Below are 16,485 nucleotides of genomic sequence, written 5' to 3' on the forward strand. Positions count from 1 at the left end.
GCAGGAGCCGGGAGGTCTCCGGTCCGACCGGTGGGCGGTGACGCCTGTCGGCCCGTGTCGGGAAGGCGAGGAGCCGAAGCCGACAATGCGGACCGGAGAAGTCAGACTGCTGCGTAGTAGCGATGAAGTGGGCGAACAAGAACGCGCGCGCGAGGGCGGAGTTCATGGAGCGAAGGCGGCAGGCCGAAGGGAACGCGGGACAGCCACGCACGCGCCGGACGCAGAGCCGGGAAAGCGTGTCACTGCAGCTGCACCGTGTACGCGAACGGGCGAAAGTCCCGAGGGGCAGGAGCGCTTCACGGCGCTGTTGCACCACCTCACGCCATCGCTGTTGGCGGCCGCTTTTTCCTGGTTGAAGCGGGATGCGGCCGTCGGTGTGGATGGCGTCACGTGGCACGACTACGAGGTTGACCAGGAGCGCCGACTCGCGGGTTTGCACGAGCGTGTTCACCGTGGCACCTACCGAGCACGACCTTCGCGCCGCCAGTACATCGAGAAAGGCTGATGGACGGCAACGTCCCTTGGGCATCGCGGCACTGGAGGACAAGATCGTGCAGCAGGGCGCTGGTGGAAGTGCTGAATGCGATTTACGAGCAGGATTTTCTGGGCTTCTCGTATGGCTTCCGACCAGGGCGTGGACAGCACGATGCGCTGGACGCTCTGGCGGTGGCGATTGGACGGGAAAAGTAAATTGGATCGTGGACGCCGATTTGGCGAAGTTCTTCGACACCGTGAGTCATGGTGGTTGTGCGGTTTCTGGAGCATCGTATCGGCGATGAGCGGGGTGTTGCGGCTGATCAAGGAAGTGGCTGAAAGCGGGAGTCATCGAGGACGGGGTGCACCTGGCCACCAGGTGGGGACGCCGCAAGGCGCCGTGATCTCACCGCTGTTGGCGAATGTATCTGCACTACGTCTTTGACCTCTGGGCCCAGCAATGGCGAAAGCGCCATGCCCGGGGCTCATGATCGTGGTGCGATATGCCGATGACATCGTGCTGGGATTCCAGCACCAGGCGACGCTGAAGCATTCCTGGTTGCGATGCGCGCACGACTGGAGCGATTTGCACTGACCCTGCATCCGGAGAGACCCGGCTGCTGATGTTCAGCCGCTACGCGCAAGTGCAGCGCGACCGGGAGGGACAGGGTAAAGGCCGAGACGTTCGACTTCTTGGGGTTCACGCACATCTGCGGACGCGACCGGCGCGGCGAATTTCAACTTCGTCGCCATACTCGGCGCGTGACCGCATGCGTGCTGCCCTGGTGGCGATCAAGGACGGCCTGCGGAGTCGACTCCACCAGCCGATCCCGGTTCAGGGGAAATGGCTGGGGCAGGTGGTTGGCGGTTACATGGCCTACCACGGCGTACCGACCAACTTTCATCGGCTGGACGCGTTCCGGCACTACGCGGTCGACCACTGGCGCAAAGGCGCTCAAGCGTCGCAGCCAGCGGGGCTCCACCACGTGGGACCGAATGAGCCAGCTGGCGGAGGGCTTACATTCCCCGACCGCGCATCACCATCCCTGGCCCAGCGTGCGCTTTCGCGTCAAACCCAAGGTGGGAGCCCGGTGCGTTAATTGCGCCCCGCCGGGATCTGTGCGGGAGGTGCCCGGTGACGGGCATTCCTACCGCGATCGCCGAGCCTGGATTCCCGGAGATTGCCGGGGGCTTCGAACCGGACGCGATGCAGGTGTCATCGGGACGCAAGGCCCAGGGCGCGCGCCAGGTTCTCGCGCGCTGGGCGCTCCAGCCTGGCGCGGAAGCACTCGGTGGCGTAGATCCAGGGCCGGTCGAGGAAGGCGCGCAGGATCTGCCCCCGCTTGAAGCGGAAGAGCAAGCCCGGGACATGCGCATATTCAGCGCGGATCTGGTGCTCGTACTCCTCGAAGCGGGCGCGTTCGGCGCCGAGGATGGACAGGTCGATGTCGACCAGCAGGCGTGCGTCGGCATCCTGCGGCACACCGTCATGGCGCGTGACGAGCACCAGCGCATGCACCCGTCCGGCGGCTTCTTCGGACACGCCGGCGCCGCGCAGCACCTCGCGCGCCCAGTCGGCGCTGGCCTCCTCGTTGCGCTTGCTGCGGACGTCGTAGATCGCATCGTGGAACCACAACGCGAGTTCCAGCTGGGATGGCTGCTGCGCCTGCTCGGCGACCGCCTCGAACCCGGCGAGACATTCGTCCAGATGCTGCAGCGTGTGGTAGTGGCGATGGGCCTCCGCGTAGCACCGGAGCAAAGCGTCGCGCCAGGCCACGCCATCGCCCTTGGCACCAGCGCCGTTCCAGGCCCGCCGCCAGCTGCGCGTGAACCGGTCCATGGTCGTCATCCGTTCCTCCATGCATACCTGCGCCCAGGCGCCCAGCATGCGGGCAAGTCTTTCCGCAGGCCAACACTTGGTCGGCGTCCCGGCCGTGCCGCCCACAGCCCGCTGGTGTGCGCCAACGGCATTGAGGGCCCGGCGCACGATTTCCCTGGTCAAGGCTTGGCCGAGGATCTTCGGCCGCTATGCTCAGCAGGCCGATTCCGCCAGGAGCCCACTGATGAACATCGACATCACCAACCGTGCGCGCCGCTGGTTCACTGAAGTGTGGGCGAACAAAGACCGCGCGCTGGTTGCCGAGTGGATGGCCGAGGACACCCGCGGCGAGGCCGCCGGGCGCGTGATCGAGGGCCGCGACGCCTGGCTGCGCGAAGTCTTCGAGCCCTTCTCCGCGGCCTTCCCGGACATGCGCTTCGACGTGCTCGGCACGGTCACCGAGGCCGAGCAGGTGGTGGTCCGCTGGCGCATGCACGGCACCCCATCAGGGCGATTCGCTCGGGCTGCCCGCCTGCGGCCGGCGCGTACGCTTCGACGGCATCACCTGGCTGCGCTTCGCCAGCCGGGCAGATCGTCGAGGGACAGGACGGCTTCGACGTCGGCTCCCTGTTCCAGGCCCTTGCCCAGGGCGGCAGCAGCGGCGGCGTACAGGTCCTCTGAATTGGACGCGGGTGCCCGCCTGCGGGACCATCGCGCCGGCGAAGACTGGAACGCCCGCAGGCGGCCAGTCCGCGCTAACCTGCGCAGTACGCCACGATCAGGGATTCCCATGTCGCGCAGCCCCCCCGCACCCGCCCGTCTGGGCGCGTCGCTTCCAGCCTTCTGGCCTGCCTGCTCGCGCTCTGGACCCAGGCGCAAGCCGGCGCCCCGGATCCGCGCGCCACCGCGCTGATCCAGCAGTTCGGCCTGGCCGAGGCGAAGACCGCCTCGCGCGACTTGCCGGGCTGGAAAGGCGCCGGGACTGGTCGTGGTCGCCTACGCCGATGCGGCGCAGCTCGCTGCACTGCACGCCCTCGCCCCGGAAGCCAAGGTGGAGGCGCTGGCCGAGGGCGACGCGCGCAAGGCGCAACTTGCCGCTGCCCAGGTCGTGATCGGACCCTGCGATCCGGCCCTGCTGGCCGACGCCACGTCGGTGCACTGGTTCCAGGCGCTGTCGGTCGGCGTCGAAGCGCTGCGTGGCGGTACCGGGACTGGCGCAGCGCGGCCTGACGCTGAGCAACATGCAGCGTACCAGCGCGCAGCCGATCGCTGAGCACGCGATGGCGATGCTGCTCGCCCTGACCCGCGGCCTCAGCGTGCACGGCCGCAACCAGGCCGCCGGCGAGTGGGCGCGCGATGCCGCCCCGCGCGCCGGGATGCGCGAAGTCGGCGGTCGCACCCTGTTGCTGGTCGGTCTCGGCGGCATCGGCACCGAGGTCGCACGCCGCGCGCATGGCCGGGCATGCGCGTCATCGCCACCCGCAACAGCAGCCGCGAGGGCCCGGATTTCGTCGCGAAGGTGGGATTGCCAGGCGAACTGCTGGCCTTTGCCGCGGAAGCCGACGTGGTGGTCAACGCCGCGCCGCTGACGCCGCAGACCACTGGGATCTTCAACGCCGAATTCTTCGCGGCGATCAAGCCGGGCGGCTATTTCATCAACGTCGCGCGCGGGCGCAGCGCGGTGACCGCCGACCTCGTCGCCGCGCTCGGGCAGGCCACCTGGGCGGCGCCGGGCTCGACGTCACCGATCCCGAGCCCCTGCCCGACGGCCACCCGCTGTGGGCGATGGACAATGTGGTGATCACGCCGCACGTGGCGGCGCAATCGGACGCTCAGGACGAGCGTTACCAAGTGCTCGTCGCCGAGAACCTGCGGCGCTATGTCGCCGGCGAGCCGCTGCTGAACGTAGTCGACATCGAGCGCGGTTATTGAGGCCCCGGCGCAGGGCGCTGTATCGCGCAGCGATTCAGCGCCGGAGGGCTTGCGGCAACACCCGGTACCGCGATGCGCGCGCCTCGCCGGGCTACGCTTGGCCCTGAGCGCCGCCTGACTTCCGGGCGATGCGCACCTGCGGCAGGCATCCGCTGGTGTTGCGCCCACTGCCCTTCGGCCAGGCCTGCATGTATCGACACCTCACCGTGACAGCGCGCTGCGGCGGCCACCCGTGAGCCAGCCCGAGTCCAGCGTCTGGCGCCAGATGCTCAGCGTGCGCCGCGAGGAGCGCGCGCCGCTGGCGCTGGCGGCGCTGAGCGTGTTCCTGCTGATGACGGGTTATTTCATCCTGCGCCCGATCCGCGACCAGATGGGCGTGGCCGGTGGCGTGGACAACCTGCCGTGGCTGTTCACCGCGACCCTGCTGGCGATGTTCGCGGTCAATCCGCTTTACGCCACGCTGGTCTCGCGCTTCCCGCGGCTGACCGTGGTGGCGATCTGCTATCGCGCGTTGATGCTGTGCCTGCTGGGTTTCTGGATCGCGTTGGTGGCGCTGCCGGAAAGCTCGTCGGTGTGGACCGGGCGGGTGTTCTTCGTCTGGGTGAGCGTCTACACCCTGTTCGCCCTGAGCGTGTTCTGGGCGCTGATGGCGGACGCCTGGCGCGGCGAGTCCTCGCGCCGGCTGTACGGGATCATCGCCGCCGGCGCCACGCTGGGCGCGGTGGCAGGCGGCGCGCTGACGGCCGGGCTGGTGGACCTTGTGGGCCAGCCGGCGCTGCTGCTGGTGTCGCTGCTGATGCTTGAAGGCACGGTCTGGTGCCTGCGCGCCTTCGACCGGCGCGCACCGCGAGCCCCGGGCGCCGCGGCGATGGAAGCACCGGTCGGCGGTGGCGCGCTCGACGGTCTGCGCGCGGCGGTCAAGTCGCCCTACCTGCTCGGCATCTGCGGCTACATGCTGCTGTACACCGTGGGCTCCACCTTCCTGTACTTCCTGCAGGCGCAGGTGGTCGATGCGATGGTTGACGGGCGCGCGGCGCAGACGCGCTGGTTCGCCCAGGTGGACCTGATCGTCAACTCGCTCACCCTGGTACTGCAACTGTTCCTGACCGGCCGGTTGATGGGGCGCCTGGGCGTCGGCCTGACGCTGGCGGCGTTGCCGCTGGTCAGCCTGATCGGATTCGCCGGTCTGGGCCTTTGGCCGGTGCTCGGGGCCGTGGTGGTGTTCACGGTGGCGCGCCGGGTCAGCAACTTCGCCTTCTCGCGCCCGGCGCGCGAGGCGCTGTTCGTGCCCCTCGCGCGCGAGGAGAAGTACAAGGCGAAGAACCTGGTCGACACCGTGGTCTACCGCACCGGCGACCAGCTCGGCGCGTGGACCAGCGGCCTGGTGACCTGGGCGGGATTCGGCATGGCCGGGCTGGCCTGGGTGGCGGCGCCATTGTCGGCGCTGTGGCTGGCGCTGGCGTTGTGGCTGGGGCGGCGTTACCGGCAGCTGCAGGATCAGCCGTCGAATCCATCCACAAACAGCGGCGTCAGCGTGGAATAGCCGGACGCCGTGCCCGCGTGGATCGCGCTGCCCGCGGTTGCACGCGGCGCGGGCAGCGGCTCGGCGCCGATCCATACGATCAGGCCACCAGACAAGCTTCGGGTGGACGCGGTCCACAACGCACCGGAAACATCCACTTCATGCGCTATGGCCACCGCGAGGAAGAAAGCCTCCCGCGTCATCGGGGCGCCCAGTTCGTCGGCAAATGTCGCGCCGGTGGTGTCTACCTGCAGGCCCTGGACCTGCAGCATCGGCGGAGCGATCAGCTCCACCGGCCCACGCAGGCGCACATCGCTGGGGTCCGGATTGCCGCGTTCGCGCACTCGCGTCGCATAGGCGCGCCCAACCCGGTCGAGATAACCCCGGACTTCCACCTGGCGCGGCTGCGCGAGGCCGTTCCCGAGGATGCCGTCCTCATCGCGGACCTGCGCGGTGCGCCGGACCAGCACGCCGAATGGCCGCAGCGCCTGGCCTGGATCAACATCCGCGGGCACCATCGGCGCCTCGAAGCGCACGACCGGGCGGATGAACTCGACCACTGCAGCGGCAAAGGTGTTTGCATCGAGATAGCTGCCTTCGACACTGACCGCCACGCCCGGGTCCAGGTCATCCTGCGCACCGAAGACGAACTGCGTCTGCGCCGACACGGTCACCACCAAGGTGCCGATATCGAATCGCTGCGCACTGGGTACCGCACTGACCAGGCCCTGCAGGAAGCCGCTCGCCCCGGCGGCTCCTGGCGGCACCAGGGAAACGCAACGGGCGCTGGACACGCCACCCAGGACCGCGCCGGGCGGCAGTGTCGGTACCGCTGCGGCACGCAGCGACACGAACTCGCCCACGGCCGGCACTGCCGCGGCGCAGCCCGCAAAGGCCACGCCCTGGCTGGAAATCCGCTGCGTCCCCACGGTCACGGTCCCGGCACCTGCATCCACTGCCAGTACCGGCCCAGTGAGCAGAAAGGTATTTCCCGCCTGCGCGCGGCGTTCGACCAAGGTGGCCAACGTGCTTCCATTGGCGTCCACCAGCCCGGCCACCACCACCGGGGTTCCCAGCGGCAGGTTCACTGGCAGGCTGATGTTGGCCAGCGTGGTGTCGGCGGTCAGCGTCAGCGCCTGTCCGAGCACCGCCAGGGGTGCGGTCGCCGTCACCGGTCCGATCAGACTGTAGCTGAAGACCGGCGTCGCAACGGCGCCCTCGCCCACCCTCGCCGCGGCAGCCCATTCCAGGTGCATCCCATTGGGCAGCGCGCGCACATCGCCGAGTACCGCAGCTTGCCCATCGATCTGAACCGGGGTGGTCGCCGGCAGGCTGTGCGCCCGGCCATTGATCGTGAACTCCACGTTGGCGCCCTGCGCGCACGCATCGGCTGCAAGCAGCATCGCGCCCGCCAACATCAGCCAGTGACTCGATCGATTGCGCATGGTTGGCTTTCCCGATGCTCGCGCGGGGCGCTGGTCGCCTGGGCCTGACCCGGTCTGCGCGCCCCCATCGACGCAGACGCGCGCAGTGTCCAGCCTTTAGCTTAGGCGGAACTTAGCGCGGGGATGTTGACCGTCGTCAGGCCGGCTCGCCGACCGGATCGCCGCGGTGACGCATGGATCCGGACATCGCAGCGTGCAAGGCGACCGCCATTGCGGACCAGGTGCGCCGGCGGCGGCCCCGCCGGCCTGCTTGGCGGGTGCGCCGCATTGCCCGACAATGCTGCATGAGCATCCTCTGGTGGCTGGCTTACGCTGCGCTGGCCGGGTTCAGCGCGCTGATCTGCGGCTACACGCTGCTGGCGCTGGCGCGCGCCGACAGGCGCATCCGCTGGCGCCAGTTCAGCCCGTGGCGGCTGCTCGGCGCCTTGCCCTTCCTGGCGCTGGCGATCTGGCTGCTGGAGAGCGCCGAACGCACCACCCTGCGTTGCGAGCGGACGTCCGGGGTGATCCATTGCGAGGTGTTGCGTGACCGCCTGCGGGTCAGCGAGGTCGCGCCGCTGGCACCGGGCACACTGCAGGGCGCCGAACTCGACGAGCGCAGCGATGTGGACAGCCAGGGCGATGTGACCACTCACCGCCGGGTGGCGCTGGTGACCCGCGAAGGCCGCAAGGTGCTGACACGCTGGGACCAGGGCGACGCGCTGCGCATGCGCGACGAGATCGTCGCCTTCCTCGGCGACCCGCGCCAGCGCGCGCTCGATGCGGCCGCCGACAACCGCCCGTTCCACTACCTGACGGCGCCGATCTGGTTGGCGCTGGCGGCGCTGGTGCTGATCGGGCGCTGGGACTGACGCGACTTCCGCGCCGGACCCGACCGGCGGACTGTCGTTTCGGCCGGCCGATTGCGTACTCTGGATGCCGGCACCCCGCCGGCCTGCCGGACGCACGCCATGACGCGCCCTCGCCTCGCCACCGCCGCCTGCCTCGCCGCCTGCGCCAGCGCCGCGCATTCGCAATCGACCACCACCGAGTGGCCCAGCGGCATCGGCTTCCCGAATGTCGCGCGCACCGAGGGCGCGTTGATCGCCGGCCCCTTCGGCACCGGCGATGGCCGTGGCGCGATCATCGCCTGGCACAACGGCGTGCTGTTCACGATTCCCGAGAGTCCGTCGAGCAATCCGAATCCGAACCTGCAGGTGCGGATGTGGAACCTGATGGACCCGGCCAACCCGCGCAACATCGTCAACGCGCCGGCGAACGCGCAGGGAACGCTCGGGACCACGCGCCAGCCGGTCAATGCGCACGGCTATTTCCACCTCGGCCAGCACATGGAGACCGGCGCAACCGGACCTTTCCTGGTGATCGGCGCCGACAACGACAACGAAACCGGCGGCCTCGACTGGTCTTTCCGCGCCCAAACCGGCATCCCGGGTGTGACCCGCGCCGAGTCCGGCCCCTTCGGAGTCGGCGTGCGCGGGATCCTGCAGCAGCCGTGGTACATCGAGGACACCTGGTGGAGCTACAACGCGGTCGGTGGGCTCGCGCGGATCTACCGCAACGGACCGCCGGGCTCGCCCGGCAGCACGCTGCAAGCCACCTTCGACCACCTCGGCCAGACCGGCGTGATCGGCCATCCCTTCCTGCTCGGCAACCTGCTGATCTACGCCTCCGACCAGAGCCGCACCGGGGTGGCCACCTACGATGTCAGCAACCCGCAGCAACCCGTGCTGCTGGACGTGTTGCGCCATGGCGGCCCCGGTGGCTACTGGCCGGAGCTGTGGGGCAACGATGGCGAGCTCTACATCGTTTTCCCCTACAACGACGGCGGCGGCAACGGCATGCGCGTGGTGGATGCTACGGATCCGACCGCGCTGCGTTTTGTTGCCGACGTCCCGCTGGCGCGCCCGAACGGGTCCTCGGGCGCGATGTACGCGCAGTTCCAGGACGAGTACGCCTTCATCGGCGAGCACAAGATCGATATGCGCACGCGCAGCTCGGTGCGCCAGTTCACCACCATCAGCAACGGTGTCGACACCAGCCAGTTCGCGCTGCCGCTCGGCAACCTGTTGGTCACCGGCGGCGTGGGTGATCCGGGCCAAGGCTGGGCGATCTTCGCGCACCAGGCCGCGCCGGACACGCGCCCGCCATCGGTGGCCTTCCACATCCCGCGCGCGGGCCAGTCGGGCTACCCGACCGGCGCACCGATCAGCCTGCTGATCCACGAAACGCTGGACACCCTGTCGATCGTCAACGGCCAGTCCTTCATGGTGCGCCCGGTCACGGGCCCGGGCACCTTCGGCGCGCCGCTCGCCGGACGCTGGACCTACGCCTTCGACGATGTGTTTACCTTCCAGCCGAATGCTCCGTTGGCGGCCAACCAGAGCTACGAGGTGCGGCTGGATGGCATCCGCGACGCCGCCAGCAACGCGATGGCGCCGTATGCGTTCACCTTCTCGACCGGCCTCAGCGTCGGCGGCAACCGGCCGCCGGTAGTCGACGCCTTCAGCGCCACGCCCTACCCCGCCGCGCCGGGCGCGCTGGTCGATTTCACCACGCAGGCCAGCGATCCCGACGGCGACACGCTGCAGTACCGCTTCGACTTCGGCGACGGCTCGCCGCGCACCGCCTGGGGCGGCGCGACGCTGGCGCAGCGCAGTTACGCCCAGCCCGGGCACTACCGCGCCAGCGTGCAGGTGCGCGACGCGTCGGGCGTGATCGCCAGCCGCACGCGCGTCGTGACCGTGCTCGCCCCATTGCCGGCCGCGCGCCCGACGGCGAGCGCGCCGATCCTCTGCGATGGGCCGAACCGGCGCGTGTGGACGGTCAATCCGGACGGCGACACGATCAGCGCGCTGGATGCCGACAGCCTGCAGAAGCTGGCCGAGCACGCCACCTGCGACGACCCGCGCGCGCTCGCGCGCACGCCAGGCGGTCAGCTGTGGGTGGCTTGCCATGACGACGACCGCATCCGCATCCATAACGAAGTCACCGGCGGGATCATCGACACCATCGACACCGGCTACGGCAGCGCGCCGGCTGGGTTGGCGCTTTCGCCGGACGGCGCGAACGCCTACGTGGCGCTCGGCGGCCGCGGCGAGCTGCGCCGCTACAGCGTGGCCACGCGCGCGCAGACCGGTGCGCTGGCGCTCGGCCCCAATCCGCGCGGCGTCGCGGTGTCGGCCGATGGCGCGCGCGTGCTGGTCACGCGCCTGCTGTCGCCGCAGCACCACGGCGAGGTCTGGGACGTCAACGCCGCTGCGCTGACGCTGACCCGCGCGATCCGCATCCCGAAGATCGGCGGCGACGCCAACCGCGACACCACCGCCAGCGGCAAGGGCGTGGCCAACCAGCTCGCGGCGGTCGCAATCTCGCCGCGCAGCGCGCGCGCCTTCATCCCCGCGACCAAGCCCAACAGCGAGCGCGGCGAACTGATCCACCCCAGCCAGGACCTCGACCAGGACAACACCGTGCGCAACCTGCTGGTCGAGATCGATCCCGCGGGCGCCAGCGTCGCCGAACGCTTCCGCCGCGCAATCGACATCGACAACAGCGACTCGGCCAGCGCGGTGGCCTTCTCGCCGCTCGGCGATTACCTGCTGGTCACGCTGCAGGGCATGAACGAGTTGCTGGTGCTGGATGCGCTGGCGCTGGATGCGAACACGGGCCTCGGCGCGCTGGTGACGCGCCTGCCCACCGGCGCCGCGCCGCAGGGCGTGTGCGCGGACCCCACCACCGGGCGCACCTTCGTGCACGACTTCATGGGCCGCACGGTCACCGTGCTACAGACCCAGGCGCTGTACGCGCAGGGCTCGCTGCTGGTGGGTTCGACCAGCGTTCCGATGGTCGCGAACGAAGCGCTTGCAAGCGCGGTGCTGCAGGGGAAGCGGATCTTCTACCACGCGGGTGACCCGCGCATGAGCGCCGAAGGCTATCTGTCCTGCGCCACCTGCCACCTCGACGGCGGCGACGACGGCCGCAGCTGGGACTTCACTGGCCGCGGCGAGGGCCTGCGCAACACCACGGTGCTGAATGGCCGCGGCGGCCTCGCCCACGGCCGCGTGCACTGGAGCGCCAACTTCGACGAGATCCAGGACTTCGAGAACGACATCCGCGGCGCTTTCGGCGGCAGCGGCTTCCTGTCCGACGCCGATTTCGCCGCGACCAGCGCGCCGCTCGGCCCGGCGAAGGCCGGCCTGAGCGCCGATCTCGACGCACTTGCCGCCTATGTGGCCTCGCTCACGCACGCCTTCCTGCCGCGCAGCCCACACCGGCAGACCAACGGCCAGCCGACCGCGCTGGGCATCCAGGGCGAGACCATCTTCCAGCGCGAAGGCTGCGCCGGCTGCCATTCCCCGCCGCGGTACACCGACAGTGCCACCGGCAGCTCCGTGCTGCACGATGTCGGCACCCTGCGCGCCAGCAGCGGCGGTCGCCTCGGCGGCCCGCTGACCGGCATCGACACCCCGACCCTGCGCGGGGCGTTCGCCAGCGCTCCCTACTTCCACGACGGCTCTGCGCCCACGCTCGAAGACGTGTTCCGGGTGACCGGCGGCATCACGCTCGCCGCCGAGTCCGGCCAGCGCCTCGGTGGCGCGGCGCTCATAAACACCTTTGTCGAGCTCAACAACGACGACCTGGTGCGCGGCCGCGCCTACGTCAGCCTGGAGGCGCCCGGTCAGGTGCTGCGCTTCAGCGGCGTCGACGGCGGCCCGGGCGGCATCGGCGCGATCGAACTGCGCCACAGCAACTCGCGCGCGGGCACCCAGACCCAGGCCCTGACGGTGCGCGTCAACGGAGTCGCCCTGCCGGCGCAGGCGCTCGCCGCCAGCGACAACGACCCCAACTGGCGCAGCACGAACTGGAGCGTGCACCGCATCGAGAACGTGCCGTTGAATGCCGGCGCCGTGAACACCATCGAGCTGGAAACCAACAACTGGTACGCCGCCATCGACGAGATCCTCGTCGCGCACGCCGGCCGCCTCACACTGGCGCAGCCACACCGGCGCGTGCTGCCGTTGCCGCAGGGCGAACGCGACGCGCTACTGGCCTTTCTCCGCGAACTGGACGGCAGCGGCGCCGTGCCCACAGACGGCGTGTTCGCCGACGGCTTCGAATGAGTCAGTCAGCGAAGGATCCGACCACCGCTGCCGGGTAGGCCGGTGTAGCGCGCAGCGCTTCACCGGCAGAGCGCCGCAGAGCCGCTTTGCGGCACTACGGCCTACGCACCTCCCCGCAAGGGTTCTACCCGCCGGAATCGAAGCTCGTTCCGTCCGCTGAGGGTAGAGGACCGTGGTTGACACCGGGCAAACCGCCCGACACGGGCCATTTGCTAAGCTCCGGACGACAGGGGTGTGGAGCGGCAAGGATGAACAACGGGGGCGAGTATCTGGCCGTTGCCGAAGGGGCGCGCGGCGCGGGCAGCGCGCAGGACAATGGCCCGCGCATCGTGCTGCTCGACAACCTTGACGATGTGCGGCGCTGGCTCGAAGTGGACGAAGCCACCCCGCTGAGTCAGTTGAAGGGATTCAAGCTGATCAGCGTCGCCGACGCGATGGCCTTGCGCCAGGACGATCCGGAACTCGGCACGGTGGTCGAGCGCGCCGCCAGCCTGGGCCTGCCATTGCTCGAATGCGAGCGCGCGGAGGTAGACCCGATCGTGCGCGACATGTTGCCGGCACCGGTCTCGCGACGCCTGGCGGCCCTGCCTCTGACCACCAATGGACCCCTGCTCGCGGTGATGGTCAGCAATCCGGAGACCACCAGCGCGATCGAGTTCATGGTCGCGCGGCGGGTGGTCCCGATCCTCGCCCGCCCCAACGTGATCCGCCTGGCACTCTCCAGCCAGTTCGACAAGAGCGAAGACGAGGCGATGGTGCGCCGCCTCGGCCTGGACCCACGCCTCGGCAGTGCGGAAATGCACCAGAAGGAGGCGGAACGGCTGTCGGTCGAGCAGCCGGTGGTCAAGGTGGTCGCCGACCTGATCGACGCCGCGATCCAGCGGCGCGCATCGGACATCCACCTGCGGCCAGGCCCGGAAACCTTCGAAATGCTCTACCGCATCGACGGCGACCTGGTCCCGGTGCGCCGCTTCCTGCGCATCCTGCTGCCGGCCTTCGTCAGCCGCATCAAGGTGATCGGAGGGATGAACCTCGCCGAGCACCGCGTGCCCCAGGATGGACGCGCCAGCGCGGCCAGCGGCAACATGGAAGTGGACCTGCGCATCTCGGTGATCCCGACAATCAACGGCGAAGCGGTGGTGATCCGCATCCTGAATACCGCCTTCAGCCTGCGCAGCGTGGCCGAGATCGGTTTCGGTCCGCGCGACGAGCAACTATTCCGCGACATCCTCAGCCGCGGCCAGGGCATGCTGCTGGTCACCGGCCCCACCGGCTCGGGCAAGTCGACCACGCTCTATGCGGCGGTGCTCGAATGCCGCAAGCAGAACGTCAACATCATCACGGTCGAGGACCCCGTCGAGGCCAAGATCGAAGACGTGCTGCAGGTGCAGATCAACCGCGTCGCCGGCCTGACCTTCGCCCGGACCCTGCGCAACATCCTGCGCCACGATCCGGACGTGGTCATGGTGGGCGAAATCCGCGACCAGGAAACCGCCGAGATCGCGGTGGAAAGCGCGCTGACCGGGCATCTGGTGTTCTCCACCCTGCACACCAACAACGCAGCGACCACGATCACCCGCCTGCTTGACCTCGGCGTGCTGCCCTTCCTGCTCAAGTCCACCCTGCTCGGCGTGCTGGCGCAGCGCCTGGGTCGGCGCAACTGCAAGTATTGCAAGGTGCCCGAGCCAGTGGACCCGCACGTACGCAAGGTCCTGGGCGTCGGCGCCGACGAAGTGTTCTACATCGGCAAGGGCTGCCCCAAGTGTGAGGGCCGCGGCGTCAAGGGCCGGATCGGCATCTACGAACTCCTGGAGGTCACCCCGGAAATCAGCCGGCTGATCGTACCGGGCGCCGACGCCAATGCGATCCACGACCTCGCACAGAAGCAGGGCATGCTCTCGATCACGCGCAACGCGGTGACGCTGGCGCGCGCCGGCGTGATCTCGCTGCAAGAAGCGTTCAGCGTCAGAGTCGACTAGTGTGGTGTTCCGTGCGCTTGGAGCCCGGCCGTGCCCTCGGGGTGGGCTTCAATCCTCGCCGGCGCGGGAAGACGCGAACACTCAGGTCTGGGCGAGTTTCGGAAACCGGTGCTCTGCGCGCGGCGCAAAACCGCGCACATACAGATCGGAGTCCAGGTCCGGGGCCACCGCACGCGCCTGCGGCCACAGGCGCTCGGGCGTGAAGTCGAAGCGCAGCCGGCTGACTGGCGCATCGATCAGGGAAGGGATCAACTCACTGAGGTCGACATCGCCATCCGAAAGCACCTCTTGTACACGCAGGCATTCACTCTGTTGCGTGCAGAACACCAAAGTCCCTGGCTGCGGCTCGCGCGGCGCCGTGACGAAGCCATTGGCGAGGTACCAGAGCGCGATGTCACCGTGCCCGCGCGCGCCGAAGCGCGTGGTGCCGGGGCGACCATCGGCGGCGAGCTGGCGGATTCGCATACGCACGGCGGGATCGGCCGGGTCCAGGCTTGGCGCGGGCGGGCCGGACGGCACCGCCGCATGGGCGGCTTCGAAGATCCATTCCTCGCGCGGCGCAAAACCGAAGCGAGGATAGAATTCGCGCACGTCCGGATTGGCGAACAGCAGCACCGGATCGCCGCCGCACCCGGCCAGCGCGAGGTCCAGCAGGTGCCGGGCCAGGCCGCGCCCGCGGTACTCGGAACGGGTGCAAACCGCGCCGAGCTGCCAGCCACGGCGCTCTTCGCTGTCGAGCACCAGGCGCATGCGCGTGCGCGAGACATTCGCCACCGGCGTATCGCCATCAAACAGGGCGAAGGCCGTGTAGCCCTCATCCCAGCAGCCCCATTCGATCCAGCGATCGAAACTGGCACGTGTGAACACCGAGCGGATGAGGCCGCACCAGGCCGGGTGCAGGGCGACGTCTCCCGCGCCGAGGATCCTCAGGCGCAAGCCTGCGGTGGCATGCGATCGCGGCGTCGCGACGGCCGAATGATGGGATCCGCGCATGCACACCCGTCGTTGACTGCAGGTCCGTGAATACTACGGCAGCGCGACGAGTACCTTGTCAGCTTGTCAGCTGACCTCTCTGGATAGTCCAGTCGCTCAGTTCCCCGGGAGTATGTTCGATGGACGCCTAGCGTTCGATCAGATCCATGATGGCGGAAGTGATCCTGGTGAGTGTGCCGACCTTCGCGCGCGCCGTGAGCAACCAGGCTGGGGAGCCGTCAGCGGAACTGCGTGCCGACGCACTGTCGCGCGCGCGGCTTTAGAGGCCGAAGCTCAGCTCGCTGCCGGTCGGATCGGTGCGGACCTTGAGTCGCCAGTCTGGCGCACGGTCGTCCGCACCTGAGGCGCATCGCGACTCAAAGCGTTACACTTGCCGCACCCTCTGGAGGCAGCTGATGACCCGCCGCGCGCCCTTGGTTCTGCTGCTCCTGATCATCGGACTCGGAGCGCCGGGTCGGGCCGCGTGGACCCAAACCCGGGTGCTGAAGTGCGTGGACGCGGATGGCAGGGTGAGCTACCTGGACGCCAAGGCCTGTCCCGGCGAGGCGCAGGGCGCGGAACAGGTCCTTCCCGCCCACGTGGTGACGCTGACGCAGGAGGAGAGGTACCCCGCCGAGGGCCGGGATCATCCCCTCACCTGATTCGTACCAATCCTCATCGCGGGAGCGCCCCAAGAGCAACAGCGTTTGGACAAGGTCCAAACCCACGCACAGCAAGCTCGCGGCATCTGTGGGTTCGGACCTTGTCCGAACGCTTTTCGCATCGCCGGTCCATCGGCGATGAGGCTTCGTACGAATCAGATCCCCTCAAGCCACCCACGCCGGAGGAGGTTGCGGAGCGCATGCAGATGCTGCGACGGCTCAACGGTGACGCAGCCGCCAATACCGCGCCCGCGAATCGCAAGCCGCGCCCGCCGCCGCAGAACCAGATGCCCTTCCGCTGCTCCGCCGCAGGAGGCGTCTGGTACCGGCACTCGCCATGCCCAGAGGTCATCGGCCAGGTCGGCGTGACGTGGCGGGACAGCATGGGCCAGTATCACAGTGGCACCACCAGCGGCACCCGGGTCGAGCAGGAAGTGGTGACGCGATCCGAAGCCTGCCGGGCGATCGAAAGCCGCGCCTCGCGACCCGGCCGGCAGCTCGATGAAGTGCCCAGTTCTTACGAGAAACTGAAGGGCAAGGACCTCTGCTGAGCGGGCCGCACG

Annotated in this window: 13 protein-coding genes and 1 pseudogene; 11 read left to right on the forward strand and 3 right to left on the reverse strand. The window is 69.1% G+C overall.

The genetic code is table 11. The features are described from left to right. Nucleotides 1-122 precede the first annotated feature (122 nt). Nucleotides 123-1,613 (forward strand): annotated as a pseudogene (gene ltrA, locus IPK27_07430) (group II intron reverse transcriptase/maturase). 77 nt (nt 1,614-1,690) lie between these two features. On the opposite strand, the gene IPK27_07435 reads toward ltrA, so the two are convergent. Continuing rightward, on the reverse strand, nt 1,691-2,323 hold the full coding sequence (locus IPK27_07435) for an N-methyl-D-aspartate receptor NMDAR2C subunit (protein ID MBK8067452.1): 633 nt from the start codon (nt 2,321-2,323) through the stop codon (nt 1,691-1,693). A gap of 214 nt (nt 2,324-2,537) precedes the next feature. Here IPK27_07435 and IPK27_07440 point away from each other — a divergent pair, with 214 nt between their 5' ends. The 5 genes from IPK27_07440 to IPK27_07460 all read left to right on the forward strand — a co-directional run bounded on the left by IPK27_07440 (nt 2,538) and on the right by IPK27_07460 (nt 5,768). Further along, nucleotides 2,538-3,206, forward strand: a complete 669-nt coding sequence (locus IPK27_07440; GenBank protein MBK8067453.1) for a nuclear transport factor 2 family protein — start codon at nt 2,538-2,540, stop codon at nt 3,204-3,206. Nucleotides 3,207-3,281: 75 nt separating this feature from the next. Then, the gene (locus tag IPK27_07445) at nt 3,282-3,566 is read left to right on the forward strand and encodes a hypothetical protein (GenBank protein MBK8067454.1); all 285 of its coding nucleotides are present in this window, start codon (nt 3,282-3,284) and stop codon (nt 3,564-3,566) included. 189 nt (nt 3,567-3,755) lie between these two features. Next, nucleotides 3,756-4,094 (forward strand): hypothetical protein, encoded by a 339-nt coding sequence (locus IPK27_07450; GenBank protein MBK8067455.1) that lies wholly within the window; start codon nt 3,756-3,758, stop codon nt 4,092-4,094. Beyond that, nucleotides 4,079-4,225, forward strand: coding sequence for a hypothetical protein (locus IPK27_07455; protein MBK8067456.1), 147 nt, complete (start codon nt 4,079-4,081; stop codon nt 4,223-4,225). The genes IPK27_07450 and IPK27_07455 overlap by 16 nt, the downstream gene beginning before the upstream one ends. Nucleotides 4,226-4,457: 232 nt before the next feature. Further along, the gene (locus IPK27_07460) at nt 4,458-5,768 is read left to right on the forward strand and encodes an MFS transporter (protein ID MBK8067457.1); all 1,311 of its coding nucleotides are present in this window, start codon (nt 4,458-4,460) and stop codon (nt 5,766-5,768) included. Here IPK27_07460 and IPK27_07465 read toward each other — a convergent pair. Beyond that, nucleotides 5,723-7,192: a hypothetical protein gene (locus tag IPK27_07465; protein MBK8067458.1), complete on the reverse strand. Its 1,470-nt coding sequence runs from the start codon at nt 7,190-7,192 to the stop codon at nt 5,723-5,725. The genes IPK27_07460 and IPK27_07465 overlap by 46 nt on opposite strands. 284 nt (nt 7,193-7,476) lie before the next feature. Here IPK27_07465 and IPK27_07470 point away from each other — a divergent pair, with 284 nt between their 5' ends. The 3 genes from IPK27_07470 to IPK27_07480 all read left to right on the forward strand — a co-directional run bounded on the left by IPK27_07470 (nt 7,477) and on the right by IPK27_07480 (nt 14,288). Further along, the gene (locus IPK27_07470; GenBank protein ID MBK8067459.1) at nt 7,477-8,043 is read left to right on the forward strand and encodes a hypothetical protein; all 567 of its coding nucleotides are present in this window, start codon (nt 7,477-7,479) and stop codon (nt 8,041-8,043) included. Nucleotides 8,044-8,142: 99 nt separating this feature from the next. Next, nucleotides 8,143-12,309, forward strand: a complete 4,167-nt coding sequence (locus IPK27_07475) for an Ig-like domain-containing protein (protein ID MBK8067460.1) — start codon at nt 8,143-8,145, stop codon at nt 12,307-12,309. A gap of 248 nt (nt 12,310-12,557) precedes the next feature. Beyond that, nucleotides 12,558-14,288 (forward strand): type II/IV secretion system protein, encoded by a 1,731-nt coding sequence (locus tag IPK27_07480; GenBank protein ID MBK8067461.1) that lies wholly within the window; start codon nt 12,558-12,560, stop codon nt 14,286-14,288. An 81-nt stretch (nt 14,289-14,369) separates the two neighbouring features. Here IPK27_07480 and IPK27_07485 read toward each other — a convergent pair whose 3' ends face one another. Further along, complete coding sequence (locus IPK27_07485) at nt 14,370-15,281, reverse strand: GNAT family N-acetyltransferase (GenBank protein ID MBK8067462.1); 912 nt, start codon at nt 15,279-15,281, stop codon at nt 14,370-14,372. A 395-nt stretch (nt 15,282-15,676) separates the two neighbouring features. Here IPK27_07485 and IPK27_07490 point away from each other — a divergent pair, with 395 nt between their 5' ends. Further along, nucleotides 15,677-15,922, forward strand: coding sequence for a hypothetical protein (locus IPK27_07490; GenBank protein MBK8067463.1), 246 nt, complete (start codon nt 15,677-15,679; stop codon nt 15,920-15,922). A 101-nt stretch (nt 15,923-16,023) separates the two neighbouring features. Then, on the forward strand, nt 16,024-16,473 hold the full coding sequence (locus IPK27_07495) for a hypothetical protein (GenBank protein MBK8067464.1): 450 nt from the start codon (nt 16,024-16,026) through the stop codon (nt 16,471-16,473). Nucleotides 16,474-16,485 lie beyond the last annotated feature (12 nt).

This window comes from Rhodanobacteraceae bacterium, from assembly GCA_016713135.1.
Taxonomy (GTDB): Bacteria; Pseudomonadota; Gammaproteobacteria; order Xanthomonadales; family SZUA-5; genus JADKFD01.

Excerpts from the sequence above, each read along its gene's own strand:
- IPK27_07435 (MBK8067452.1), bottom strand. The coding sequence starts at position 2,323 with ATGACGACCATGGACCGGTTCACGCGCAGCTGGCGGCGGGCCTGGAAC.
- IPK27_07440 (MBK8067453.1), top strand. The coding sequence starts at position 2,538 with ATGAACATCGACATCACCAACCGTGCGCGCCGCTGGTTCACTGAAGTG.
- IPK27_07450 (MBK8067455.1), top strand. The coding sequence starts at position 3,756 with ATGCGCGTCATCGCCACCCGCAACAGCAGCCGCGAGGGCCCGGATTTC.
- IPK27_07455 (MBK8067456.1), top strand. The coding sequence starts at position 4,079 with ATGGACAATGTGGTGATCACGCCGCACGTGGCGGCGCAATCGGACGCT.
- IPK27_07465 (MBK8067458.1), bottom strand. The coding sequence starts at position 7,192 with ATGCGCAATCGATCGAGTCACTGGCTGATGTTGGCGGGCGCGATGCTG.
- IPK27_07470 (MBK8067459.1), top strand. The coding sequence starts at position 7,477 with ATGAGCATCCTCTGGTGGCTGGCTTACGCTGCGCTGGCCGGGTTCAGC.
- IPK27_07475 (MBK8067460.1), top strand. The coding sequence starts at position 8,143 with ATGACGCGCCCTCGCCTCGCCACCGCCGCCTGCCTCGCCGCCTGCGCC.
- IPK27_07480 (MBK8067461.1), top strand. The coding sequence starts at position 12,558 with ATGAACAACGGGGGCGAGTATCTGGCCGTTGCCGAAGGGGCGCGCGGC.
- IPK27_07485 (MBK8067462.1), bottom strand. The coding sequence starts at position 15,281 with ATGCGCGGATCCCATCATTCGGCCGTCGCGACGCCGCGATCGCATGCC.
- IPK27_07490 (MBK8067463.1), top strand. The coding sequence starts at position 15,677 with ATGACCCGCCGCGCGCCCTTGGTTCTGCTGCTCCTGATCATCGGACTC.